Origin of the sequence: Pseudomonas sp. ef1 (genome assembly GCF_007293365.2) — a bacterium.
Taxonomy (GTDB): Bacteria; Pseudomonadota; Gammaproteobacteria; order Pseudomonadales; family Pseudomonadaceae; genus Aquipseudomonas; species Aquipseudomonas siliginis.
Genome location: NZ_CM129815.1, coordinates 2,901,835 through 2,925,958 on the forward strand (window position 1 = coordinate 2,901,835; position 24,124 = coordinate 2,925,958).

Sequence of the window (24,124 nt, forward strand, 5' to 3'; positions counted from 1 at the left end):
GGCCTCCTGCCTGATATCGAAGTGCCATGATTTTATATTTGATTACAATTTTATGACAGTTCTTTACGTCAATCTATTGCCGGTGGAATTCTGGCAGCACAAAAAAAGCCCTTCATTGCGAAGGGCTTTTAAAGTATTCACGCAGTTCAGAACGGAGCCGGGCACTCGAAGCGCAGGCGCTCGCCGGTCTGCGGATGAGTGAAGCTGAGCATGCTCGCGTGCAGGCACAGACGCGGCCAGGCCGCCAGCGCTTGCTCGTGGGCGTAGAGTCCGTCACCGAGCAACGGATGGCCGATCGACAACATGTGCACGCGCAGTTGATGCGAGCGGCCGGTAATCGGTGTCAGTTCGACACGGCACCAGTCGCCGCAACGTTCCAGCACCTTCCAGAAGGTCAGCGCATGCTTGCCGAATTCGTGATCGACCACGTGTCGCGGCTTGGTCGGCGGATCGTAGCGCAGGGGCAGATCGATGCTGCCGCTGTCCAGTTCCGGCTGACCCCAGGCCAAAGCGGTGTAGGCCTTTTCGGTTTCGCGATCGTGAAACTGCCGCGACAGTTCGCGATGAGTGTCGGCGTCACGGGCCAGCAGGATGATCCCGGAGGTTTCCCAGTCCAGGCGATGAACGATGCGCGCTTCCGGGTAGCCGTTTTCCTGCAGGCGGGTAATCAGGCAGTCCTTGTTGTCGTCAGCGCGACCGGGCACCGAGAGCAGCAGGGTCGGTTTGTCGACCACCAGTACGGCGGCGTCCTCATGAATGATGCAGATGTTGGACAGCGGCATTAAAACAGCCTCGTAACAAATGCCAACGGCGGCTCGGGACTGCCGATAACTCTGTAGGAGCTGCCGAAGGCTGCGATCTTTTGACTTTGAAGATCAAAAGATCGCAGCCTTCGGCAGCTCCTACACGAGCATCAACAGCCCGAGCCGCCGTAGCGACTGCCAAATCGACTCAGCGATCGGGCAGGGTGATGTTGAGTTCCAGAATCGAGCAACTGCCCTGGCTTTCCAGTGCAACATGTACGTCGTCGTTGCCGATGTTGACGTACTTGCGGATCACGTCGACCAGTTCCTTCTGCAAGGCTGGCAGGTAATCCGGCGTGCTGCGCTGGCCGCGCTCATGCGCCACGATGATCTGTAGACGCTCTTTCGCTACCGAGGCGGTACTTGGCTTTTTGTTGGCACGAAAGAAGTCAAAAAGGTTCATTACCTACCTCCAAACAGGCGCTCGAAGAATCCCTTCTTCTCGACATCGAGGAATCGGTGGGCTTTTTCTTTGCCCAGCAGGCGGTCGACGGTATCGCTGTAAGCCTGACCGGCATCGCTCTGGTCGTCGAGAATCACTGGCACGCCCTGGTTGGAAGCCTTGAGTACCGCCTGGGATTCCGGGATGACGCCGAGCAGGGTCACCGAGAGGATCTCCTTGACGTCTTCAACGCCAAGCATCTCGCCCTTCTCGACACGCTCCGGGTGGTAGCGGGTGATCAGCAGGTGTTCCTTGATCGGGTCTTCGCCACGTTCGGCGCGGCGCGATTTGCTCGCCAGCAGGCCGAGCATGCGGTCCGAGTCACGTACCGAGGAGACTTCCGGGTTGGTCACGACGATCGCTTCATCGGCGAAATACATGGCCAGGTGCGCACCTTTCTCGATGCCCGCCGGGGAATCGCAGACGACGAACTCGAATTGTTCCTTGAGCTCCATCAGGACTTTTTCCACGCCTTCGACGGTCAGCGCGTCTTTGTCGCGGGTCTGGCTGGCCGCCAGTACGTAGAGGTTTTCCAGGCGCTTGTCTTTGATCAGTGCCTGTTGCAGGTTGGCTTCGCCGTTTACCACGTTGACGAAGTCATACACCACGCGGCGCTCGCAACCCATGATCAGGTCGAGGTTACGCAAGCCCACGTCGAAGTCGACGATCACTGTTTTGTGGCCGCGCAGAGCGAGACCGGTACCGATAGCGGCGCTGGTGGTGGTCTTACCCACACCACCCTTGCCGGATGTAACCACGAGAATCTTGGCCAAGGTGTTTCACCCCTAAGGAAGAAGGACTGTTCAGCCCCTGAAAAACATCTCTTGAAAACTACTGCAGTCGGACAGCCTTGGCTGGAATTTGGCTTTGAGCCTTTTTCCTACTTCGTTTGAGCCGTTTTCGCTACGTTTTAGAGATGCTTGGAAAATGCGGCAGTATCCGTTAAAGCCGAATGATGTTCAACACGTCGCCTGACAGGCTGACCTGGACGCCCGAGCCCCACATCGGATCGCGACGCAAATCCTCGGAGACCTTGTAATGACCGGCGATGGAGATCAGTTCAGCGCTCAATTGCTGACAGAAAATCCGTGCCTTGGTGTCACCTTTGACGCCGGCCAGCGCACGGCCGCGCATCGGGCCGTATACATGGATGTTGCCATCGGCGAGAAGTTCCGCCCCCGGACTGACCGAAGAGACCACGACCAGATCGCCACCCTGGGCATATATCTGCTGGCCACCACGTACTGGCGTGGTGATTACGCGGGTCGGTTTGACGGTCGGCTCAGGCGGCTTTTCCGGCTTCTTTTTGACTTCGGCTTCCGGCGTCTCCAGCGGACGCTCGCGGGCGCCGGAGGGCGGTAGCACGGGGATGTCGATGGCGATGGCGGCGGCGATGTCTTCGATGCGGCTGGCGCGAATGGCCAGGGTACGCAGACCGTGCTGACGGCAGACGCGCATCAGCCCCGGCAGGTCAACCGCGCCCTGGTTCGGCGGCAGTTTGTCCAGCGCCAGAACCAGCGGTGCATTGCTGAAAAAATTCGGCGCCTGGGCGACTTTGGCGGCCAATTGCCGATCGAGGCTTTCGAGGTCGTTACGGGCCAGTTCCAGCACAGTGATGGCCAGCATGCTGCCCTTGAGCTGGAATACGGGATCTTGGTCTAACGGGTCGGTTTGGCTCATGTCGGCATACAACGGCTTGTCACTAAAAGTGCCGAGACTTATAACGAGAACGCCCGCGAGCCGCAAGCCGGGTCGAACGATGTAGAATGCGCGGCCACTGTATTTACGGAAGCTTTAATGGATCGCCCGCGTTTTCGAAAAGCATATCTTGCTCCGCGCTTCTGGCCGCTCTGGTGCGGCCTGGGGCTTTTGTGGCTGATCGTGCAGTTGCCGTATCCGGCGTTGCTGACCATCGGTCGAGTTTTGGGCGCGTTGATGTATCGCGTCGCCAGCGACCGGCGAACCATCGCCCGGCGCAATCTGGAATTGTGCTTTCCGGAAAAATCCGCCGCTGAGCGCAAACGCCTGCTCAAGGAAAACTTCGCCTCCACCGGCATCGCCTTCTTCGAGATGGCGATGAGCTGGTGGTGGTCGCGCGAGCGTCTGGCGAAACTGGCCCACGTCGAAGGCCTTGAACATCTGCAGAAGGCCCAGCGCGAAGGCAAAGGCGTGATTCTCATGGCCGCGCATTTCACCACCCTGGAAATCGGCGCGGCGCTGCTCGGCCAGCAGCACACCATCGACGGAATGTACCGCGAACACAAAAACCCCTTGTTCGACTTCGTCCAGCGCCGTGGCCGCGAGCGGCACAATCTCGATTCGCTGGCGGTGGAGCGCGATGACGTGCGCGGCATGCTCAAACTGCTGCGCTCGGGACGGGCGATCTGGTATGCGCCGGATCAGGATTACGGCGCCAAGCAGAGCATCTTCGTGCCGCTGTTCGGCATTCAGGCCGCCACCGTCACTGCGACGACCAAGTTTGCACGGCTGGGCAAAGCGCTGGTGGTGCCGTTCACTCAGGAACGTCTGGCCGACGGCAGTGGTTATCGTCTGGTGATTCATCCGCCGCTGGAAGATTTCCCCGGCGAGAGCGAGGAGGCCGATTGCATCCGCATCAATCAGTGGGTCGAGAGTGCTTTGCGTGCCTGCCCCGAGCAGTATCTGTGGGCGCATCGGCGCTTCAAGAGTCGCCCACCGGGCGAGCCGAAGCTTTATCCCAAGCGTCGTTGATTCACCCGTACTGACAAGCACTGTGGAGTGTTGCGATGAGTCCTGCTGAACCGGTCACAGGTTTGATTCTTTCCGGCGGCGGGGCTCGGGCGGCTTATCAGGTCGGGGTGCTGGCGGCGATTGCCGAGTTGCTGCCGGTCGGTGCGGACAATCCGTTTCCGGTGATCGTCGGCACCTCGGCCGGGGCGATCAATGCGGTCAGCCTGGCCAGCGGTGCCATGGATTTTCGCGCTGCCATCGAACGCCTGACCCAGTTCTGGCAGGGCTTTCGCAGCCACCGCGTGTTGCGCAGCGACTGGCCCGGGGTCATCCATCAGGCCAGCCGTTTTGTCAGCCACAGCCTGCTCGGCCTCGGTCGGCAGATGCCGGTGGCGTTGCTCAACAGTTCGCCGCTGCGCGAGCTGCTCGAGGAAAAACTGCACCTGCCCGGCATCGCCGAATCCATCGCGCGCAAGCAATTGCACGCGGTAGCGGTGACCGCTTTTGGCTACGAATCGGGGCAAGCGGTGACGTTCTATCAGGGCGGCGGCACCATCGACGCCTGGCTGCGGCATCGACGCATTGGCGTGCCGACGCAGTTGTCGGTCGATCACCTGTTGGCCAGTTCGGCGATTCCACTGCTGTTCGCGCCGGTGAAAATCGGTGAGGAATATTTCGGTGACGGCGCAGTGCGCCAGTCGGCGCCGATCAGCCCGGCGCTGCATCTGGGTGCCAGTCGCGTGCTGGTGGTGGGCGTCAGCGGCAACCCGCGCGGCGTCGATCCGCAGCAGCCGCTGGAGCGCGCCTACAGCGGCCAGCAACCGACGCTGGCGCAGATTGGCGGGCACATGCTCAACAGCACGTTCATCGACAGTCTGGAGAGCGATATCGAGTTGCTGCAGCGTCTGAATCAGTTCAGTCATTTGCTCCCGGCCGGCACACCCACTCGCGCGCTGGGTGTGGCGCCCGTGGAAGTGCTGGTGATTGCGCCGAGTCAGCCGATCGACGAAATCGCCGCGCGGCATCGCCAGGAGTTACCGGCGGCGTTGCGCCTGTTTCTGCGCGGGCCGGGGGCAACGAAGACGAGCGGGGCGGGGGTGCTCAGTTACCTGCTGTTCGAGGCCGGGTATTGCAGCGAGTTGATCGAGTTGGGACGGCGGGATGCGTTGGCCAAGCGCGAGGAGCTGTGCCGGTTTTTGCGGATATCTGAAGCGGTGGCTCCTGCCTGAAATCTGCGGTGAGGCCTTCGCGAGCAGGCTCGCTCCCACATTGGAACTCGGTCTGAATGTGGGAGCGAGCCTGCTCGCGAAGCTTTCAGGGTCAGAAGTGGAACTTGACCAGGAAGCTTGTGGTGCTCTGATCGGTCTTGAAGTACTGGCTGTCCTTGATCCCGTACTTGTCCGACCAGTAGTCGTACTCGACACCGACATACAACTGCTTCTCGCCGAAATTCAGCGCCTTGCCCAGGTCGTATTTGACCTGCGGGTTGAAGTGCAGATTGGCGTGGTAGTCGCCCTTGGAATTGGAGTCGTTGTCGACCACCCAGTCCATGAAGCCGTCGATGAGGATGTTCGATTTGCCCACCGGAATGGTGTAGGACCACACCGGGGTGATCTGCCAGACATTGTCACCGGCGCGTGCGCCCTGGGTGTGACGCTGATAGAAGTTCAGCTGGAAGTAGTCGAAGCCAGGAACCGCCAGGTCGAAGCCCGGACCGATCAGGTACGACTCGGTATCGCCTTCACCGAACTCGTAGGTCATGGCCAGCAACACGTCAGTCACCGGACCAAAGGCCAATTTCTGATCGAAGATCTTGCCGAACGACAGGCGCGGGCTGAGCTCGCCGTAGTAGGTGTTGGAGCCGACGCCGCCATCATCCTTGCCGTTGTAGAAGATCTTGTCGATGAACAGGAAGTTGTCCCCATACTTCCACGCATCGGCGTGCTCGAAGGTCACGGTCTGCTGAATGCGCGGGTTGACCTGGAAGTCCTTGCCATACAGGTAGGTCAGGCTGTTGTTCTGCCACTGCAGCAGGCCTTCGGCCATCGCCTGGCCGCCGGCGAACATCGATCCGGCCAGCATCAGGCTGGTGCACATACGTTTCATTCGGTTGCTCCCAAAGTAGGTGTTCCACGTTATTTTTTTAAGATCGGCGCTCTGATGTGGCGCCTTTTTTCGTACCGCAAATTTCATCCGATCGGTCAGCTTTGAATGCTGGTAGCAAAAGCTGCGCCAAGGCTTTTGAAAAACCAAAAAACGCCCGTTCGGCTGCTGAAAAACAGTCGACGAGCGTGTTTTCGGGATGCCTCAGGACTGACCGCAGCCGGGATAAGTTGGCTTTTCGGTCAGAAATTGAATTCAGGCTTTTTTTTAGAGCGAATTCGGAAGGCCGCGGAGAATACTGACTCCTCGGCCAACGCTCAAGTGCCCTGCAACAGAGCACCGACGGCAAGCATGGCGCACGGTTGCGGGCCATCTCAGAAGTGCACCTTTAGCAGCAGGCTGGCGGTGTTCTGGTTGGTATCGAACGCGTGGCTGTTTTCAATGCCGTATTTGTTCTTCCAGTAGCTGTACTCGGTGCCGACGTATACCTGTTTCTGGCTCCAGCCCATGGCTTTGCCGAGGTCGTATTTGATCTGCGGATTGATGTGCAGGTTGGCGTGGTAGGTGCCGCGCGAGTTTTCGTCGTTGTCGACGACCCAGTCGAGGTAGCCGTCGATCAGCACATCGGAATTGCCCAGCGCAAAGCTGTAGGACCATGCGGGGGTGATCTGCCAGACACCATCGCCGGGCCGCGGGCCTTCGGTCTGGCGGCGGAAAATGTTCAGGGTGACGTAGTTGAAGCCGGGCACTTTCAGGTCGAAGCCGGGGCCGATCAGATAGGCCTCCGTTTCGCCTTCGCCGTACTCGTAGGTCATCGCCAACAGCACATCCTTGATCGGGCCGAACTCGATCTTGCGGTCGAGGATCTTGCCGAAGGACAGACGCGGGGTGAACTCGCCGTAGAAAGTATGCGGCCCTTTGTTCGGGTCTTCCTTGCCGTTGTAGAAGATCTTGTCGACGAACAGAAAATTGTCGCCGTACTTCCACTTGTCGGCGTGCTCGAAGGTGACCGTCTGCTGATACGAGGGGTTGATCGCGAAATTCTTGCCGTACAGATAGCTGAGGCTGTTGCTCTGCCACAGCAGCAGATCGCCGGCCATGGCCTGACTCGCGGCCAGCAGGCCGCCACTCAACAGAACGTTGCTTTGCGTGCGGATCATCTGTTGCTCCCTGTTGTTTTTATTGTTTGAGGCACAAGCAGTTGCGTAGTCCCTGTGGGAGCGAGCCTGCTCGCGAAGCGGTTGTGTCGGTCGCCATCAATGTTGAATGACACAGCGCTTTCGCGAGCAGGCTCGCTCCCACAGGTGGTGTGGTGGTTTCAATCAGTGCGCATGGCAATCATTGATCGCCGCACGCTCCTTGCCGCCGAGGATGTTGAACAGCAGGTTCAGGGTCAGCGCGCTGAGGGTGGCCATGGCGATGCCGCTGTGGGTGATCGGGCTCATCCACATGGGCAAGTGGGCGAAGAATTCCGGACGTACCACCGGGATCAGGCCCATGCCGATGCTTACCGCGACCAGCAACTGATTGCGGCGGTCACCGATGTCGGCCTCTTGCAGGATCTTGATGCCAGTGGCCGCGACCATGCCGAACATCGCAATCGCCGCGCCGCCCAACACCGCCGGTGGAATCGATGCCACCAGAAACGCCGCTTTCGGCAACAGGCTGAGGACGATCAGCAGGCCGCCGGCAACGATGGTCACCGAACGGCAGCGCACGCCGGTCATCTGCACCAGGCCGATGTTCTGCGCGAACGAGGAGTGGGTGAAGGTGTTGAAGAAACCGGCGAAAAACGACGCGCCGGCATCGCACAACAAGCCACGACGGAGCATGCGCGGGCAGACTTCCTGGCCGGTGATCTTGCCCAGCGCGAGAAACATCCCGGTGGACTCGACGAAGATGATCACCACCACCAGACACATCGACAGAATCGGTGCCAGCTCGAACTTGGGCATGCCGAAATGCATCGGGGTGACGAACTGAACCCACGGTGCGCTGGCCATGCCGCTGAGGTCGACCATGCCGATCACGCCGCACAGTACGTAGCCCAGGCACATGCCGATCAGCACCGAAATATTGACCCAGAATCCGCGCATGAAGCGGTGAACCAACAGAATGGTCGCCAGCACCAGCGCAGCGATGGCCAGATAAATCGGCGAACCGAATTGCGCGGCGTCGACACCGCCACCGGCCCAGTTCACGGCCACGGGGAACAGCGATAAACCGATCGAGGTGATGACCGTGCCGGTCACCAGTGGCGGGAAGAAACGCACGACCTTGGACATGAACGGCGCGATCAGCATGCCGAAGAAACCGGCAGCTATCGTCGCACCGAAGATCCCTTGCAGACCGATGCCGGGCATGCCGGCCATGGCCACCATGCTGCCGACCGCAGCGAAACTGGCGCCCATCATCACCGGCATGCGAATGCCCATCGGGCCGATGCCGAGCGACTGCACGATAGTGGCGATGCCGGCGACGAGCAGGTCGGCGTTGATCAGGAAGGCGATTTCTTCACGACTCAGGCCAGCGGCCTGTCCAATGATCAGCGGCACCGCGATGGCACCGCCGTACATCAGCAGAACATGTTGCAGACCGACCAGGATCAGTTGCAAAAGGGGCAAACGCTGAATGGCGGGTGCGTCGGGGATGCGCGCTTTGGACAGCTCGGACATGCAACACCTCGGATCTTTTTTATTCTTGTGATTAACAGCTGCCGGGTTGCTTGCAGCTGTTTCTTTGCATCAGGAGGACCGCGTTTCGGCGGCTATTCGCGAGCAGGCTCGCTCCCACAGGATCTCTGTAGGCGTGAGCCTGCTCGCGATGCTTTTAACGATTAATTGGTTTGCGCTCCCTGGGCAATCCAGGCACCGATCAGGTCACGTTCCTGCTGGGTCATCTGAGTGATGTTGCCCAGTGGCATGATCTGCGTGGTGATGGCTTGCGCCTGAATGCGCGCGGCGTTCTGGCGGATCTGCTCGGGAGTGTCGAACATCACACCGGCCGGGGCTGCGCTGAACAACGGGCTGGTCGGCTTGGACGAATGGCACACCGTGCAACGCTCTTGAATCACGTTGTGCACCTTGTCGAAACCGGGGCCGGCATTCGAGGCTTGCGCGGGTGCCGCCGCAGGAGCTGCGGGTGCCGCAGGTTGCGCCGCTTCGGCCGGCTTCGCGCCACCGCCCAGTGCCGTTTCCGGCAGCGGTTGGTACTCGATTTTCGCTGGCGCCTTGGCCACTTCAGGTGCAGTCGACATCGGCGTCGGACCAGTGACGTAGGCCAGGCAGATCATGCCCACCGCTGCCACCGGCAGGGTCCAGGCAAACTTGTGGCTGTCGTGACGGGTGTTGAAGTAGTGACGCACCAATACCGCCAACACCGCGATCCCGGCGAGGATCAACCAGTTGTACTGGCTGCCGTAAGTGCTCGGGAAGTGGTTGCTGATCATGATGAACAGCACTGGCAGGGTGAAGTAGTTGTTGTGACGCGAACGCAGCAGACCCTTGGCCGGCAGGGCCGGATCCGGCGTGCGGTTCTCGGCGATCGCCGCGACCAGTGCCCGTTGCGCCGGCATGATGATGCGGAACACGTTGCCGACCATGATGGTGCCGATGATCGCGCCGACGTGCAGGTACGCACCCCGACCGCTGAACACTTTGCTGAAGCCATAGGCGGCGGCAATGATCAGCACGAACAGGATGAAGCCGAGCAGGGCGGGTTTCTTGCCCAGGGCCGAATCGCAGAGGAAGTCGTAGACAAACCAGCCGACGATCAGCGAGCCGATACCGATGGCCACGCCTTCAGGACCGCTGAGGCCACTGCCGGGTGCCACGAGGTAGAGCACCGGATTGGAGTAGAACACCACGCACAGCAGCGCGATCCCCGACATCCAGGTGAAGTAGGCTTCCCACTTGAACCAGTGCAGGTTGTCCGGCATGGACGGTGGGGCCAGTTTGTATTTTTCCAGGTGGTAGATGCCGCCGCCGTGGATCGCCCACAGATCACCGGCCAGACCGGTTTTCGGGTTGACGCGGTTGAGGTTGTTCTCCAGCCAGACGAAGTAGAACGACGCGCCGATCCAGGCCACGCCAGTGATCATGTGAACCCAGCGCACGCTCAGGTTCAGCCATTCCAACAGATGTGCTTCCACAGTCTTTACCTCTCGCCTGTCACTCTTGTTGTCGAGTGATCAGACCTTCTCTTATTGGTGGGGGGCGAGGATCAACCGCTCATCCTCTTTGAAAAAATGCTCATCGCAGTTATTGCCTGTGCCACTGCGATCAACCACCAGGAAGTCATCCCGCTTTTCGATCGTCAGCACCGGGTGGTGCCAGACGCCGCGATGGTAATTGATGCCCTGCCTGCCGTTGGTGACGAAGGCGCGGACCAAGCCTGATACAGGTTCATCGCCAACTGGCGCGACCACGATCAGAAAGGGGTTGCCGAGCAGCGGAATGAAAGCCTGGCTGCCCAGCGGATGGCGTTCCAGCATGCAAACGGTCAGCGGCATGTCCTGCGCATCGGCGCGGAAAATGCTGATGATTGCGTTGTCCTCAGGCGTCGCGGTTTCGACCGTCGCCAGTTTGTGGAAGCGCATGGTCGAACCGTTGTTGATCATGAAGTGATCGCTGCCGTCGGTTTCGATCACGTCACCGAAAGGGGCGAAGGCTTCTTTGGTCAGCGGTTCAATCGTCAATGTGCGCATGCTGTTCTTCTTTTCGTTGAGTGATCGTTCCCACGCTCTGCGTGGGAATGCAGCCCGTGACGCTCCGCGTCACATCCAAAGCGGACGCAGAGCGTCCAGTGATGCATTCCCACGCAGAGCGTGGGAACGATCATTGCAGTGTTATTTAGCGACCTTGCCCAATACACGCAGGCGACTCACGCCACCATCCGGGAACACGTTCAGGCGGATGTGGGTGATCGGGCCGAGTGCCTTGATCTGCTCGACGAAGGTGTGTTCGGCGTGCATTTCCAGCTTCTGGCTTGGCAGCAGTTCGCGCCAGAACAGCGACTGGGTTTCGATCTGGCTGTCGGTGCCGCCCTTGACGAAGGCGCCCTGGATCGAGCAGGTGTCCGGGTAGTTGCCTTTGAAGTGCAGGGTGTCGACGACGATCTTCTCGATCTCGCCCGGATGACCCAGGGCGACGATCACCCAGTCATTGCCCGGCGTGCGACGACGCGCGGTTTCCCAGCCGTCGCCCATGTTGATGCCACGGCCCGGGTTGAGGATGTTGCTCATGCGGCCGAAGTGTTCGTCGGAGCAGGCGAGGGCGCGGCCACCGTTGAGGGCTGCTGCCAAGTCCACTTGCTCGTTGTCGCCCACAGCGGACCAGTCGCGGAACGGAATGCCGTACACGCGCAGACGGGCAACACCGCCGTCCGGGTAGATGTTGAAGCGCAGGTGGCTGAACGCTTTGTCGTTGCTGATTTCATGGTAGTGGTGGCTGTTGCCCTGCAGCTCGACGGCCGACAGCACTTCGGTCCACTGGGTGTTTTCATCCGGCTCGCCCGAGGCCAGGAAGCACGCTTCCAGCGAGGCCGATGGCGGGTAGTTGCCGGTGAAGAATGAAGTGTCGATGTCCACGCCTTTGATCGAGCCCGGTACGCCCAGACGGATCACCGCGCTGTCGAAACCTTCGAAGCGCTTGCGGCGAGACTCCCAGCCGTCCATCCACTTGCCGTTGTCGTCGAACACGCCCTCCTTCCATACGGCCGGGGTCGGTTGGAACAGACGATTGGCGTCTGCGAACCAGTCATCGGTGACCGAGATGATTTTGGTGCCCAGACGGGCGTCGGCCAGGTTGACGTATTTTTCGAAAGGTACGGCGTAAGCTTTCATTCTTCTTGTCTGCCTTTGATAAGTTGGCTGGGGATGCTCGCAGGGCCCTGGGCGTTTGCGCGTTCATTCACGCTCGGGCCAGGCTTGCTAAAGAGTCAGTAAACGGAACAGGGCAATCTTGTTGATCTCCGCCAGCGCGCATTTGAACTCGGCTTCCACCGAATTGTTGATGCGCGTTTCGAACGCCGCGAGGATCTGATGCCGGTTGCTGCCTTTTACCGCCATGATGAAGGGAAACTTGAACTTGGCTTTGTAGGCGTCGTTCAGCTCGGTGAAGCGCTGGAACTCTTCGGCCGTGCATTGGTGAATACCGGCGCCAGCCTGTTCATTGGTGCTGGCTTCGGTCAGTTGGCCCTGGACGGCAGCTTTGCCGGCCAGGTCCGGGTGAGCGTTGATCAGGGCCAGTTGGCTGGCATGATCGGCGCTCAACAGGATATCGCTCATGCGCTGGTGCAGGGTTTCGATCTCGTCGATCGAAGCGTCCGCACCGAGGTCGTAGGCCTTTTCGGCCACCCATGGCGAATGTTCGTAGATGTCGGCGAAGGCTTTGACGAAAGCGTCGCGGCTCAGGGTCGACGGTTGCAGGGTTTGAAAGCGGCTCATTTTGCAGTCCCTTGGTACGGGTGGGTTGCGTGCCAGTGACGCGCGATGTCGACGCGACGGCTGAACCACACCTGTTCATGACTTTTGGCGTATTCGATAAAGCGTTTGAGCGAAGCGAGGCGACCAGGACGGCCGATCAGGCGGCAGTGCAGACCGATCGAGAGCATTTTCGGCGCCTCGGCACCTTCGGCGTAAAGCACGTCGAAGGCGTCTTTGAGGTATTCGAAGAAATCGTCACCCTTGTTGAAACCCTGCACTTGCGTGAAGCGCATGTCGTTGGTGTCGAGGGTGTAGGGGATCACCAGATGCGGTTTGCCGGTCGGGTTGTTCGGTTCCCAGTAGGGCAGGTCATCGTCGTAGGTATCGCAGTCGTAGAGGAAACCGCCTTCTTCCACGACCAGGCGACGGGTATTCGGCCCGGTACGGCCGGTGTACCAGCCCAGCGGACGCTCGCCAGTCAGTTCGGTGAGGATGCGGATCGCTTCGAGCATGTGCTCGCGTTCCTGCGCTTCGTCCATGTACTGGTAGTCGATCCAGCGGTAGCCGTGGCTGCAGATTTCGTGGCCGGCCTCGACCATCGCACGGATCACGTCCGGGTGACGCTGGGCGGCCATGGCCACGGCGAAGATGGTCAGTGGAATATCGAATTCCTTGAACAGCTTCAAAATGCGCCAGACGCCGGCACGGCTGCCATACTCGTAAAGCGATTCCATGCTCATGTTGCGCGCGCCTTGCAGCGGCTGAGCGGCGACCATTTCAGACAAGAAGGCTTCGGATTCCTTGTCGCCGTGCAGAACATTGCGCTCGCCACCTTCTTCGTAATTGAGCACGAAGGACAGGGCGATCCGGGCATTACCCGGCCAGTGTGGGTGAGGAGGGTTACTGCCGTAACCGATCAGGTCGCGTGGGTAGTCAGCGCTCACTGCAGTCTTCCTTCTTGTACGTTGACAGATTGGTGTGGCGGCCTGGCAGGCTGGCGTCACAGCGATGGGCTGATTGTATACAACTTTATTTACATTTTGTAAGCCTGAATTTTCGCATTTTTCACCGGCTGTCATCTTTTGCTGTTAATGGTTCCGGCCTGCAAGAAACCTGCCTGACCAGTCAGCTAATGAATAGAAGGTTCAATGATCAGGCGCTTTGCCTGCGAATTGGCGATTAAGGCCCGGATGGCGGGGGGAAGCGAAAAATGTCGTTTTTATTGTGTACAATTTTTTTGAAAAGTGTCTTAATCAGTCGCTCGCCGCAGCGTTTCGTGCTCCGAAACGGTGCGGTCTCCTTTTCAACTGACTTCGGGAGGCGCGAGGTCTGACCGCTTGTTGCGGCCAGGCGCGCAGAATCAATGGGACGTTTGACAACACACGTTTTGGACGCTGCACACGGTTGCCCGGGCAGCTCGATCAAGGTCGAGCTGTACCGCGTTGAAGGGTCGCACCTGGAATTGGTCGCCAGTGCGACAACCAACAGCGATGGCCGGGTCGATGCGCCGTTGCTGCAAGGCGATGATTACCGCACCGGGGTTTATCAGGTGCAGTTCCATGCCGGCGATTACTACCGCGCCCGGGGCGTGCAACTGCCCGAGCCGGCCTTCCTGGACGTGGTGGTGCTGCGTTTCGGCATCTCCGCCGAGCAGGAGCACTATCACGTGCCCCTGCTGATTTCGCCTTACAGCTATTCCACGTATCGGGGCAGCTGACCCCCAAGCAGCTGCCCCCACCGGGAAGCGACTGCGCATATAGCTTCTTTGGTCTTTCGCCCGCTCACACTGCGGGCTTTTTTTATGCCTGTTTACAGCTCAACTGCCGGTGCAGGCGGGTAGCGGCTCAGCGCTCGCGGATAATGAATACCGAATCTGGCGTGGACGCGACCTTCAATACGCCCCCGATCAGCCATACCACTTTGTTCTGCGCGGCTGCATCGGTCAGTGCCTTGAAGGCGTCCTGACCGATTCTGGCGGGCAAGCCCGGTTCCGCCAGTTCGTTGCCAGGCACATGAGTCAGGCCGGCCTGACTGATCGCTCCCAGTTTCAAAAAGAAGATCTGATCGTGACCGGCTCGTTTGAAGACCAGCGTCGGCATTCTGTGCTCATAAGTCAGTGGAAACAGCTCGTAACCACAGCCGACCAGCAACGCGCCGAGCAATCGCCGCAGATTCAGATCCGAGGGATAGGTCTTGTAATGATTCCAGGCAGAGGGGAAATGCTGCGGATCGAAGCTCAGGCGTTGCAATTCGCTGTCGGTCTGGGAAGGCATCGGAATAAGCCGTTTGCTTCCCAGGTCGATGTCCGGCGCAACGGCCAGCATGTTCAGCGGGTCGGCAAAATCGGGAGCAGTGGAAAACGGCAGTTGTTTCCACTGATGCAGAACGGCCTGGACATTGATCAATCCGGTGCCGGTAATCGTCTCGGAGTGATCGGCGAGTTCGAACAACCTGCGGGCGACGGTCCTTGCTGTTGCTTCAGAGAAATCGGGGAACGCGCGAGCGACGGACGTTGATATCGGCTCTTCAAAAAAGCGTTTGCCCGGATGGACCTCACCCGGATCACTGCCGATGCGAAAAGTCGCTACCGGCTGTCGCTCGGGCATGTTTATCAGCATGCTTTCGAAAGTATTGAAATCTGTCGGGACAAACTCGGGATGACATACGAAATACACTTTGGGTGTCGTGTTCGAGCCGACAGGGACGATTGGATAATGCAGCCAGCCAAGCTGTACCGATTCGATGTGCACAGGTTTGTTCAGGTGCCCCCAGGGCAGCCAGAAATACGGGGTCAGCTCCTCAGGCGGAGTCGTGGCTTTCGACGCGGTAAGTGTTTCTGTGGCCTCGGCAAGTCGTGGACGCTTGCTCGGGCCGGGTAATGCGTTGTCGGACTGGCTGGCTTCGGGCTTGGTACCTGATGGCTTCGCCCCGGGTGTTTTTCGCCGCCAGAAAACGGTGCCGGGGATTTGCTCGAAGAAAACATCGGGTGCATTGGTCGTTGAGGCAAACGCTTGTTGATATTCACCGTCCTGGTTTTTGCGCACCATGACGGTGCCGTCTACCGTGGTTACGAAGGTCTGCCTGAGTCTGTTGTAACGAAGGCCTTCTGTCGCCATTTCCGGCTTGGTCAACGTCATGGCGTCGGCCGGCGAGATGTATGAGGGCAAGTGTGGCGTGGAGGACGCAGGCCGGTTGGAGGGCCTCGCGGGCCGCTGGATTTGCCAGATCGCCTGACCCTCGGTTCGCGTCAGAGGAAGGCCGGGCACGCCGGGCGCGAAGGTCAGTGGCACATGGAAGTTGCCTTGCCCGTCCTGCTCGACGACAAACTGGCCTTCATTGGCGATTTGAGCGTAGGTGCGCTGATCCGGTCCAGTGAACAAGCCATCGTTCTGCGTCACCGGCACTAATTCGTGGAAACGCTCTTGCGGCCAGGCGATTGCGTTACGAGTGGCGCTGAAATCATGCGCTGCATCTGGCAAGGCATGAAGGCTGACCGTGGGCATTGTGTTGGCAGCAGCAGACGTGCTCGCCGCTTGGCTGATAGCCGGCGAATCGATGCCCAGGAGCAGGGCGTCAGGCATGTCCAGGCCCACATTTTTGACGAGGGGCGGTGATACGGGATGTGTGGCATCGGGCGAATCGGGCGATTTTATGGTCGGGATTTTTTTGGGTGATTTGGCCATGGGAAATACTCGGAAAAAGAGCGCGCAGACGCGTGCGGGTGCCGCGTAGACAGTACGCTGATAAAAAAGGGGTGTTTGGCGACGGGTTACCGCGAATTACGCGGGAGGCACTTTCATCAGCGAAACAGGGCGGAAAATGTTGGTCTGGTGACTGCAGCGATTCACTACTCTCAAAGCAGACTTTTCGATGCGGGATTTGTCGGCACGCAATACCCAGCCATGGGCGGCCAGGTTGTAGCCCACGCGCGCGGTTTCGTCGTTGACGCAGATAACGTTCCAGACTTTGACTTCGTCGTTGGCCAATGCGGCAAGATATGGCGGGAGCGCTTTTGAGGCGTCGGGCTCTTCGAAAAAACGTGCATCAAGCCCATCCAGATAAATGCGATCAAAGACCAGATCGACCGTGTGCACAACTCCACCGGTTGTAATAACGCGGATTTGATCTATCAGATCTTCGCTTCCATAGACCGGCAGATAAAAAGTGGTTGTGCCGATGGAGAGCCGGTTTTCTTCCAGCCTTATTTCGACCTTGCCGAGCTGCGTTGCATCAAGTTCCCAAGTGGATGAATAGGGCAAGCGAACTTTGGCATCGGCAAGTGCGCCGGGAGTCGAGAGTTTGATGGTCATGTCCGGGAGTACGTGGATGAGATAACTCGAACCTTCTCCTTCGTAGTTGTCCATGTCGGTTTGCACGGCCAGTCGAATCGGCGTTGCGCAAACTCTTGTACGGCCCATCGGTTCAGCTGCTTTTTCAGCCAGATTGTGAAAGTAGCGCTGAGAGCGAACCTCGAGCGGCAGTTTCATCTGGGTCACCCAATCCCGCGATACAGTGAAATCCGTAAAGGCAGGTGCGATTTCGGTTTGCGCTGTAAGCTCGGCATCTGCAACAACGCCATCCTTGAAGATCAATACGTAACGGCTGAACGGACGAACAGCCATGGTGCGCAGGATCTTCGTAATATTGTCGTGATCTTCTTCGTTACGCGCAGCGGAGTAATAATTGAGCTTGATGCTTTTCGCGCCGAAGTGATAGACGAGATGGCAACCAACAGTCAGGTGATATGACTTGGGTTTGTCCGAGAAAAAATGCGCCTCCGCTTTTGTCAGCTCATCGCTGCGGAAATCCAGATATATCCGGGTAATGACATCTGAACGTAAAACTGCGTAAAAAGTGGTTGTCTTGCCGGTTCTCGGGACGTAATAGGCAGCGGGTTTGCGGTGGCGGATCCAGCATTCCGCTGCATAAATAATGATCGGGTTTACCGGTTTTCCACGTTTGAGGAAAATTTCGGTTATTTCTACGGTGTGGCCGTTCGGGATTGTGTCTGGCAGATCAAGTCTGAAATGGAAATCATCGCTGGTTACGAAAACCAGGTTTTTGTTGCTCAGCTTTCTAGTGTGTTCGGTGTTCGTATAAACGTCATGAATGGTCAACACGTTTTTGAGGTGGTCAGACGTTTCGAAACCTGAGCGGATGACCAGGTCGTTACCCTCGATATCCCAGGATTCAATCAAATCCTTGCGCCAGTTCATGACGATGTAGCTGGTCTGTTCACCATCATCGACAATGGAAAAACGGCCCGCCACATGCGCTATGTAATATTGATCGGTGCCGGCGCCTCCCGACGCTTTTGCTTTTTCGTGGGAGAGAAATATCTGGTCGTCCCCAGCGCCAGCTTCAATGCTGTCGCTGCCCCGGGATTTGATGATGTTGTTTTGCGCGGAGCCCGTTACCACGCTTGCCGCGCGATGGACTGTCTCAACGTTTTCGATGCTGTCCAGCAAACTGTGCAGGATAAATATCCGGTTATTGTCGGCATCGACATCGCTCGTGATGATCTGCAATGTTCCAGCCAGCAGATCTACGTCATAGCCAGTTCTGTTGGTATTACGGGAGGAGTAGCTGCCGCCGAGTACCAGTGTGTCATTTCCTGCGCCGCCGCTCAGCGTCGAATGATCTGCGACATGGCGACCCCTTTCAAGGAAGTCCGCTGCGTTCTCAAACAGGAACTGGTCATTTTCTTCGCCGCCCGAAAGTTGTTTTTTTCCTGACTTGTAATGGAAGGTGTTGGGTTTTTTTTCTACCCCTCTGATCGAGTCGTTGCCCTCGCTGATGAACCAGAGAACGTTCTTGCCCTCTGCGGCGACCCCCAACTCCGCGCCGGGTGTATCTTTTGTTACCCCCGCCCGTGCATCAATGATGTCATCAGTGCCTACCACTTCAGGGACATTGACCGATTCCCACGCATCCTGTTTGGTCCACCAGTTTCGTTTCCAGACCCGAGTTGGTTTCAGACGCACATCGAACTTGCCGTTGACGATGGCTTCGGTGGTCTCTTTCAAGGGGCCATCGAGCAGCGTTCTGGCGGACTTTTTCAGTTGCAGAGAGTGCTGCAACAGCGTCTTTGCCTTGATATAGCGGTTTTGAACGCTTTGATCGACCTCCATCATGCAGAACGAAAACCAACCGCTACGCCACCGTTCATCGACAGTCAATTCAATGTAGTCATCTATATCGTCAACGATACGTACTGCGCCGTAGACCTGTGAGCCAATGGCGAGGATCGCGCCGGCTGCAAGCCCGACAGGGCCGGCAAACGAGAACCCGGCCATCGCGGCGGACCCGAGGATGACTGTCATGGCTGCACTGGTAATGCTCAGGCCAGCGCTGACGTAATGATCCATCGCTTCTTTGCCGGTGGCATTCTGAGCGGCGTTCATCGACCTCACGGCGGTAAAGATGTCGAAGGGCAGCGTCAGCATGCCGCCGACCAACCCTCCCGATCGACCCAATCTGAGTGCAAAGCGGGTTTTGGCGAAGTCCCGATAAGCACTTTGCCCGGCTGTGAGCATCTGCGTGGCTATCTTGCTCACCGCGACATCGGCCGCGATGGAGCCCAGCTCCGATACAATGCCTGCGCTGTTTATCGCTATTTCAGCAGTGTTTTCGGCTTTGATCGCATCGACAACGCCGCGAATTCCCATGAAGATGCCGAAGCCCTGGATGCCCACGCTGGAGCCCAGCGTCGCGTAACTTTTGGTCAATGCGGCCCAGCGGGGATGATGTTTGGGGACGTGCACGTGTTGCAGATCAAGCGACTGTGCGGCACTCAGAAGTTTGACAAGTTTGTCGCGGTAATTGCCGGATACAGTATCTGCAGCATTCTCCCTCAAGAGCCGGGGAGCGGTGAGCGGGCGCTGGCTGGCCATTTCAAACAGGAGCGTGGGCAACAAGTAGCTATCGCTGCCCGTTGAAGTTTTCAGGTAGTGTTCAACTTTATTGGCGTCGAACTGCAGGCTATTGATAAAAGAGCGTTTGGGGCGGCGAAAGAAACTGTTCTCGCCATTCAACGGCTGACCATCAATGGTCGCGCCTAATCCGTCGAGTGCGGTACGGGTAATCGAAATGTCGCCAATTTCCAAGGGGCCGAACACTTCGTCCACCATTTGCAACTGACTCGATTTTTCGTTAGTTCGGCTCTGATCAATGGTTGAGGGCTTGTATTCGTTGGCTTCATAGCCCACATCCATGATTATTACGGTATCGGAAACAGGTTGCAGGTCCGCATGTATTGAAGGGTCGGTTTGTGCTGTTGCTTCGCTTATCAGTGTGGCCATTAGAACTTCCTTGTTCCGGCAATTGTCGTTAAGGCGAAGAATATTACGTTGGCTTTTCCAGAGCTGTATATCGGGGGGTTGTTGCTATCTATTGCATATCAAAGATTGAATGTTGTTCGAGTTGAATTGATTCAAAACAACACATCATCCCGCCCGAGATCCGTTCCGGCAGGATGATCAATAGTGGCGCTTTTCAGTGGCTGCCAAGCAACGACGCGGCGCCAGCACCACCAAATAGTCCGGCACTGACCCGATTGAACCAACTCTGGCCCTTGCCGCTGCGCAGATAACGTGCGGCGCCATGGGCGCCCAGGCCATAGGCTAGCTTGCAGCACAGATCGAGCACTACCCAGGTCGCGATCATGATCAGCAATTGCGGCAGAAAAGGTTGCTCAGCGCGGAGGAACTGCGGCAGAAACGCGGCGAAAAACAGGATGTCCTTCGGATTGCTCGCACCCAGTACAAAAGCGCGTCCGAACAATGTGCGAAAACGTGGCACCGGTGCAGCCTCAGGTACTTCGGCGCCCGTCGATGGCTGCCGCGACTGCTGCCAGCTCTGCCAGGCGAGGTAGAACAGGTACAGCGCGCCGACGATTTTCAATGCGCTGAACAACTGCTCCGAAGCCATTAGCAATGCGCCGAGGCCAAGTGCCGACGCGCTGAGCAGGCAGATCGAGGCGATCACGCCACCCAGGAACGCGGGGTACGACCGGCGCAAACCGTAATTCAGACTGTTGCTGATCATCAGCAATGACAGCGGTCCCGGGATCAGGATCACCACCAGCGCAGCGCCACTGAACAGCAGCCAGGTTTCCAGACTCATCGTATTGCTCCTTTGTTGTTATCGAGATGTGCAAAAGCCCCACCGGTGAGGGTGAGGCTGGTTTGAAGCCTGAACCGCGCAGCGTTTACAGGAAGATGAACTTGGCGATGAAGATCGCGCAGAGCACCCACAGGCTGACGGAAATTTCCTTGTACTTGCCGGTGCCGGCCTTCAACGCGACGTAAGTGATGAAGCCCAGGGCGATACCGTCGGCGACCGAAAAGGTCAGCGGCATCATGATCGCCGTGACGATCGCCGGAATGGCGTCGGTTGCTTCGTCCCATTCGATGTGGGCCATACCGCCCATCATCAACATCGCCACGTAGATCAGTGCACCTGCTGTGGCATAAGCGGGAATCATGCCAGCCAGCGGTGCGAAAAACATGGCCGCTATAAATAGCACACCCACGGTGACGGCGGTAAGACCAGTCCGACCACCAGCGGCTACGCCGGCGGCACTTTCCACGTAACTTGTCACGGGTGGAACTCCCACCACGGCGCCAAATACGCTGGATGCGCTGTCAGCCTTCATGGCTCGGGAAAGATTCTCGATGCGACCGTCAGCGGCGACAAGGTTGGCGCGCTGGGCCACGCCCATCAGCGTACCGGCGGTGTCGAACATGTGCACGAAGAGGAAGGCGAGCACCACGCTGATCATGCTGACGTTGAACACGCCGGCGACGTTCATTGCCATCCAGGTCGGCGCCAGGCTCGGCGGCGCGGACATGATGCCCTCGTAGTGCACCAGACCCAGGCCCCAGCCGGCGAGGGTGACGGTGATGATGCTGATCAGGATCGCACCGAACACGCGGTGGTAACTGAGGATCGCGATCATCAGGAAGCAGATCGCGGCGAGCAGCGGGCCAGGTTCACGCAGCGAACCCAGCTTGATCAGCGTCGCCGGGCTGTCGACGACGATACCGGCCGTCTTCAGACCGATCAGGCCCAGAAACAGACCGACACCGGCGCCCATCGCGAACCGCAGGCTGACCGGGATACTGTTGAGCAGCCACTCGCGGATCCGCGAAAAGGTCAGGAACATGAACAGCACGCCCGAGACAAACACCGCGCCGAGGGCGGTTTCCCAGTTGTAGCCCATGGTGCCGACCACGGTGTAGGTGAAGAAGGCGTTGAGGCCCATGCCCGGTGCAAGCCCTACCGGCCAATTGGCATAGAGCCCCATCAACAGGCAACCGAGCGCGGCGGCGATGCAGGTGGCGACGAAGGCCGCACCGTGGTCGATGCCGGCATCGGCCATGATGTTCGGGTTGACGAAAATGATGTAAGCCATGGTGATGAAGGTTGTCAGACCGGCAATCAGCTCGGTCTTCACCGTGGTGCCATGCAAGCTGAGTTTGAACAGACGCTCCAGCAGGCCATTGCGTAATGGCGGCGTGAGCTCGAGCGGCGGTGCTTCGGATTTGCGGCTTTCCACAGCGAGTACTCCTCAAGAGTTTTATTGTTATTTCCAGGGCCGGACCCATGAGGGGTGGCAGCGGCCCTTTGAGGCATACGCGAATTTGTTGACCGTATAGTCAGGAACTCGCACGCAGTGGATTATGCTTTTGTGTACAAATAAAGCAAATATTGTTTTGGTTTTTGTCGCCGATTTTTTTGCCGATAGGGATATATGGCTATCAGGATGGCTTCGCGAGCAGGCTCGCTCACACAGGAGAATGCGTTCCAATGTGGGAGCGAGCCTGCTCGCGAAGAGGGCGGTCCTGTCAATCCAGATGCGGCTGATTCCCCCCAAGCGCCAGATTCACCGCCAACCACCCATTCACCGCCGCTTCCCCAGCCTCGGCAAATACCCTCTCGAGCAATTTCACCTGCTCACGGCGCAGCGCTTGCTCGAACTTCGCACCTTCGGCCGTCAACTCAAGCAGGCGCTTACGCTTGTCCGTCTGCGAAGCGACACTGTCGACCAGGTGCATCTCCTGCAACTGGCGCAGTGGCATGTTCAGCGCCTGTTTGCTCACGCCGAGTAAAGCGAGCAACTCTTTCACGCTGAGGTTCGGATAGCGCGCGATGAAAAACACGATGCGCTGATGCACCCGCGAGAGGCCGCGGCGCTCGAGCATTTCATCCGCCTTGGCAGTGAACGCCTGATAGCCGAAGAAAAACGCTTCCATGGCCTGTTGCTGAGTGGAGGGGTTCTTAAGGTCAAGCATGTTGACGTACTCGCTCAAGCTGTCGTAATTTCAGTCAACAAGTTTGACTCATTTCCTGCATGCCTTGCTACGGTGACCTCCATGGCTTTTTCCGAACGTGTCTCGCGCCTTAAAGGTTCTTTGATCCGAGAAATCCTCGCGGCGGCCCAGCGTCCGGAGGTCATGTCGTTCGCTGGCGGCTTGCCCGCTGAGGCGATGTTGCCAAAAGTGGAATGGGCCGAGATGCCGTTATCGCTGGGTCAGTACGGCATGAGCGAAGGCGAGCCGGCCTTGCGCGAAGCTTTGGCGGCAGAGGCGAGGGCGCTGGGCCTCGAGTGCGATGCGAGTCAGATGCTGGTGGTCAGTGGTTCCCAGCAAACTCTGGATCTGGCGGCAAAACTGTATATCGACAAGGGCACGGAAATTTTGCTGGAGGCGCCGACTTATCTGGCCGCGCTGCAAATCTTCCAGCTTTTCGGCGCCGATTGCCTGACCGTGCCGCAAGAAGCCGACGGCCCCAACCTCGCGCAATTGCGTAATCGTTTAGAACAGCATCGCCCGGCGTTTATCTACCTGATCCCGACGTTCCAGAATCCATCCGCCGTGCGCTACAGCGAGGCCAAGCGCGCAGCGGTTGCGGCATTGCTCGATGAATTTGGCGTCACCCTGATCGAAGACGAGCCATACCGCGAACTGACTTTCGATGGTGGCAGCGCAAAACCGATTGCGGCGCGCCTGAAAAAAGCCAGCTGGATCTACACCGGCACCGTCTCGAAAACCTTGCTCCCGGGTTTGCGTGTCGGTTACTTGATCGCCAGTCCGGATCTGTTCCCGCACCTGCTCAAGCTCAAGCAATCGGCGGATCTGCACACCAATCGCATCGGTCAGTGGCAGGCGCTGCAATGGATCGGCTCAGAGAAGTATCACCAGCATTTAAGTGAGTTGCGGGATTTCTACCGGCAGCGGCGAGATGCGTTTCAGTTGGCGCTGGAAGAGCATTTTGCCGATCTGGCTGAGTGGAACATGCCCCAGGGCGGGCTGTTCTTCTGGCTGACGCTGAAGCAACCGCTGGATACGCGCACTTTGCTCAACGAGGCGTTGGCCAATGATGTGGCATTCATGCCCGGTGAACCGTTCTTTCCCGAGCCGGACAAGCATCATGGGCATTTGCGCCTGAATTTCAGCCACATCGATCCGGCGCGGCTGGATGAAGGGTTGAAGCGGTTGGCGGCGGTGGTGCGGCGGGCGCAGATGGAGAGGGCGGCCTGATAAGCAATAAACCGGCTGGAGGGCCGATTTATCATTGTCTGAGTTTTGTGATGATTTGACGGGCCTCATCGCTGGCAAGCCAGCTCCCACAATTCTTGTC

At 58.3% G+C, this 24,124-nt stretch carries 21 protein-coding genes; 4 read left to right on the forward strand and 17 right to left on the reverse strand.

The genetic code is table 11. The features are described from left to right. Positions 1-146 precede the first annotated feature (146 nt). The 4 genes from FEE99_RS13245 to minC all read right to left on the reverse strand — a co-directional run bounded on the left by FEE99_RS13245 (position 147) and on the right by minC (position 2,925). Complete coding sequence (locus tag FEE99_RS13245) at positions 147-782, reverse strand: RluA family pseudouridine synthase (protein WP_143979098.1); 636 nt, start codon at positions 780-782, stop codon at positions 147-149. Between the two features lie 169 nt (positions 783-951). Continuing rightward, the gene (gene minE / locus FEE99_RS13250; protein WP_003223146.1) at positions 952-1,206 is read right to left on the reverse strand and encodes a cell division topological specificity factor MinE; all 255 of its coding nucleotides are present in this window, start codon (positions 1,204-1,206) and stop codon (positions 952-954) included. Then, positions 1,206-2,018, reverse strand: a complete 813-nt coding sequence (gene minD, locus FEE99_RS13255) for a septum site-determining protein MinD (RefSeq protein WP_007913953.1) — start codon at positions 2,016-2,018, stop codon at positions 1,206-1,208. Before minD ends, minE begins: the two co-directional genes overlap by 1 nt. A gap of 169 nt (positions 2,019-2,187) precedes the next feature. Beyond that, complete coding sequence (gene minC / locus FEE99_RS13260; RefSeq protein ID WP_041479318.1) at positions 2,188-2,925, reverse strand: septum site-determining protein MinC; 738 nt, start codon at positions 2,923-2,925, stop codon at positions 2,188-2,190. 117 nt (positions 2,926-3,042) lie between these two features. Here minC and FEE99_RS13265 point away from each other — a divergent pair, with 117 nt between their 5' ends. Continuing rightward, positions 3,043-3,975 (forward strand): lipid A biosynthesis lauroyl acyltransferase, encoded by a 933-nt coding sequence (locus tag FEE99_RS13265; protein WP_041479319.1) that lies wholly within the window; start codon positions 3,043-3,045, stop codon positions 3,973-3,975. A 35-nt stretch (positions 3,976-4,010) separates the two neighbouring features. Then, positions 4,011-5,183: a patatin-like phospholipase family protein gene (locus FEE99_RS13270; protein ID WP_041479321.1), complete on the forward strand. Its 1,173-nt coding sequence runs from the start codon at positions 4,011-4,013 to the stop codon at positions 5,181-5,183. A 91-nt stretch (positions 5,184-5,274) separates the two neighbouring features. On the opposite strand, the gene FEE99_RS13275 is transcribed toward FEE99_RS13270, so the two are convergent. The 8 genes from FEE99_RS13275 to puuE form a co-directional block, all read right to left on the reverse strand. Then, positions 5,275-6,060, reverse strand: a complete 786-nt coding sequence (locus FEE99_RS13275) for an outer membrane protein OmpK (protein ID WP_041479323.1) — start codon at positions 6,058-6,060, stop codon at positions 5,275-5,277. A gap of 371 nt (positions 6,061-6,431) precedes the next feature. After that, positions 6,432-7,217 (reverse strand): outer membrane protein OmpK, encoded by a 786-nt coding sequence (locus FEE99_RS13280; RefSeq protein ID WP_041479324.1) that lies wholly within the window; start codon positions 7,215-7,217, stop codon positions 6,432-6,434. Positions 7,218-7,379: 162 nt separating this feature from the next. Beyond that, entirely contained in the window at positions 7,380-8,732 is a 1,353-nt protein-coding gene (locus FEE99_RS13285; protein WP_041479326.1) for a nucleobase:cation symporter-2 family protein, read from the reverse strand. 161 nt (positions 8,733-8,893) lie between these two features. Beyond that, the gene (locus FEE99_RS13290; RefSeq protein WP_016773757.1) at positions 8,894-10,207 is read right to left on the reverse strand and encodes a urate hydroxylase PuuD; all 1,314 of its coding nucleotides are present in this window, start codon (positions 10,205-10,207) and stop codon (positions 8,894-8,896) included. A gap of 51 nt (positions 10,208-10,258) precedes the next feature. Further along, positions 10,259-10,762 carry an ureidoglycolate lyase gene (locus FEE99_RS13295; protein ID WP_016773758.1) on the reverse strand — a complete coding sequence of 168 codons (504 nt, stop codon included), beginning with the start codon at positions 10,760-10,762 and terminating at the stop codon, positions 10,259-10,261. Between the two features lie 141 nt (positions 10,763-10,903). Next, positions 10,904-11,899: an allantoicase gene (gene alc / locus FEE99_RS13300; RefSeq protein ID WP_016773759.1), complete on the reverse strand. Its 996-nt coding sequence runs from the start codon at positions 11,897-11,899 to the stop codon at positions 10,904-10,906. Between the two features lie 87 nt (positions 11,900-11,986). Further along, on the reverse strand, positions 11,987-12,502 hold the full coding sequence (uraD, locus tag FEE99_RS13305; protein WP_016773760.1) for a 2-oxo-4-hydroxy-4-carboxy-5-ureidoimidazoline decarboxylase: 516 nt from the start codon (positions 12,500-12,502) through the stop codon (positions 11,987-11,989). After that, the gene (gene puuE / locus FEE99_RS13310) at positions 12,499-13,425 is read right to left on the reverse strand and encodes an allantoinase PuuE (protein ID WP_041479328.1); all 927 of its coding nucleotides are present in this window, start codon (positions 13,423-13,425) and stop codon (positions 12,499-12,501) included. Before puuE ends, uraD begins: the two co-directional genes overlap by 4 nt. A gap of 419 nt (positions 13,426-13,844) precedes the next feature. Here puuE and uraH point away from each other — a divergent pair, with 419 nt between their 5' ends. Beyond that, a complete protein-coding gene (gene uraH, locus FEE99_RS13315) occupies positions 13,845-14,198 on the forward strand; it encodes a hydroxyisourate hydrolase (RefSeq protein ID WP_041479332.1) in 354 nt (117 codons plus the stop codon). A 127-nt stretch (positions 14,199-14,325) separates the two neighbouring features. On the opposite strand, the gene FEE99_RS13320 is transcribed toward uraH, so the two are convergent. The 5 genes from FEE99_RS13320 to FEE99_RS13340 all read right to left on the reverse strand — a co-directional run bounded on the left by FEE99_RS13320 (position 14,326) and on the right by FEE99_RS13340 (position 22,776). Further along, positions 14,326-16,164, reverse strand: a complete 1,839-nt coding sequence (locus FEE99_RS13320) for a hypothetical protein (RefSeq protein WP_143979096.1) — start codon at positions 16,162-16,164, stop codon at positions 14,326-14,328. A 96-nt stretch (positions 16,165-16,260) separates the two neighbouring features. Next, positions 16,261-19,782: a calcium-binding protein gene (locus tag FEE99_RS13325; RefSeq protein WP_143979095.1), complete on the reverse strand. Its 3,522-nt coding sequence runs from the start codon at positions 19,780-19,782 to the stop codon at positions 16,261-16,263. 193 nt (positions 19,783-19,975) lie between these two features. Beyond that, positions 19,976-20,605: a LysE family translocator gene (locus FEE99_RS13330; RefSeq protein WP_041479336.1), complete on the reverse strand. Its 630-nt coding sequence runs from the start codon at positions 20,603-20,605 to the stop codon at positions 19,976-19,978. 85 nt (positions 20,606-20,690) lie between these two features. Beyond that, the gene (locus tag FEE99_RS13335; protein ID WP_024012217.1) at positions 20,691-22,040 is read right to left on the reverse strand and encodes an NCS2 family permease; all 1,350 of its coding nucleotides are present in this window, start codon (positions 22,038-22,040) and stop codon (positions 20,691-20,693) included. Between the two features lie 289 nt (positions 22,041-22,329). Continuing rightward, positions 22,330-22,776 carry a MarR family winged helix-turn-helix transcriptional regulator gene (locus FEE99_RS13340; protein ID WP_041479388.1) on the reverse strand — a complete coding sequence of 149 codons (447 nt, stop codon included), beginning with the start codon at positions 22,774-22,776 and terminating at the stop codon, positions 22,330-22,332. Positions 22,777-22,857: 81 nt separating this feature from the next. On the opposite strand from FEE99_RS13340, the gene FEE99_RS13345 reads away from it, so the two are divergent. Next, complete coding sequence (locus FEE99_RS13345; protein ID WP_041479338.1) at positions 22,858-24,024, forward strand: aminotransferase-like domain-containing protein; 1,167 nt, start codon at positions 22,858-22,860, stop codon at positions 24,022-24,024. Positions 24,025-24,124: the final 100 nt, after the last annotated feature.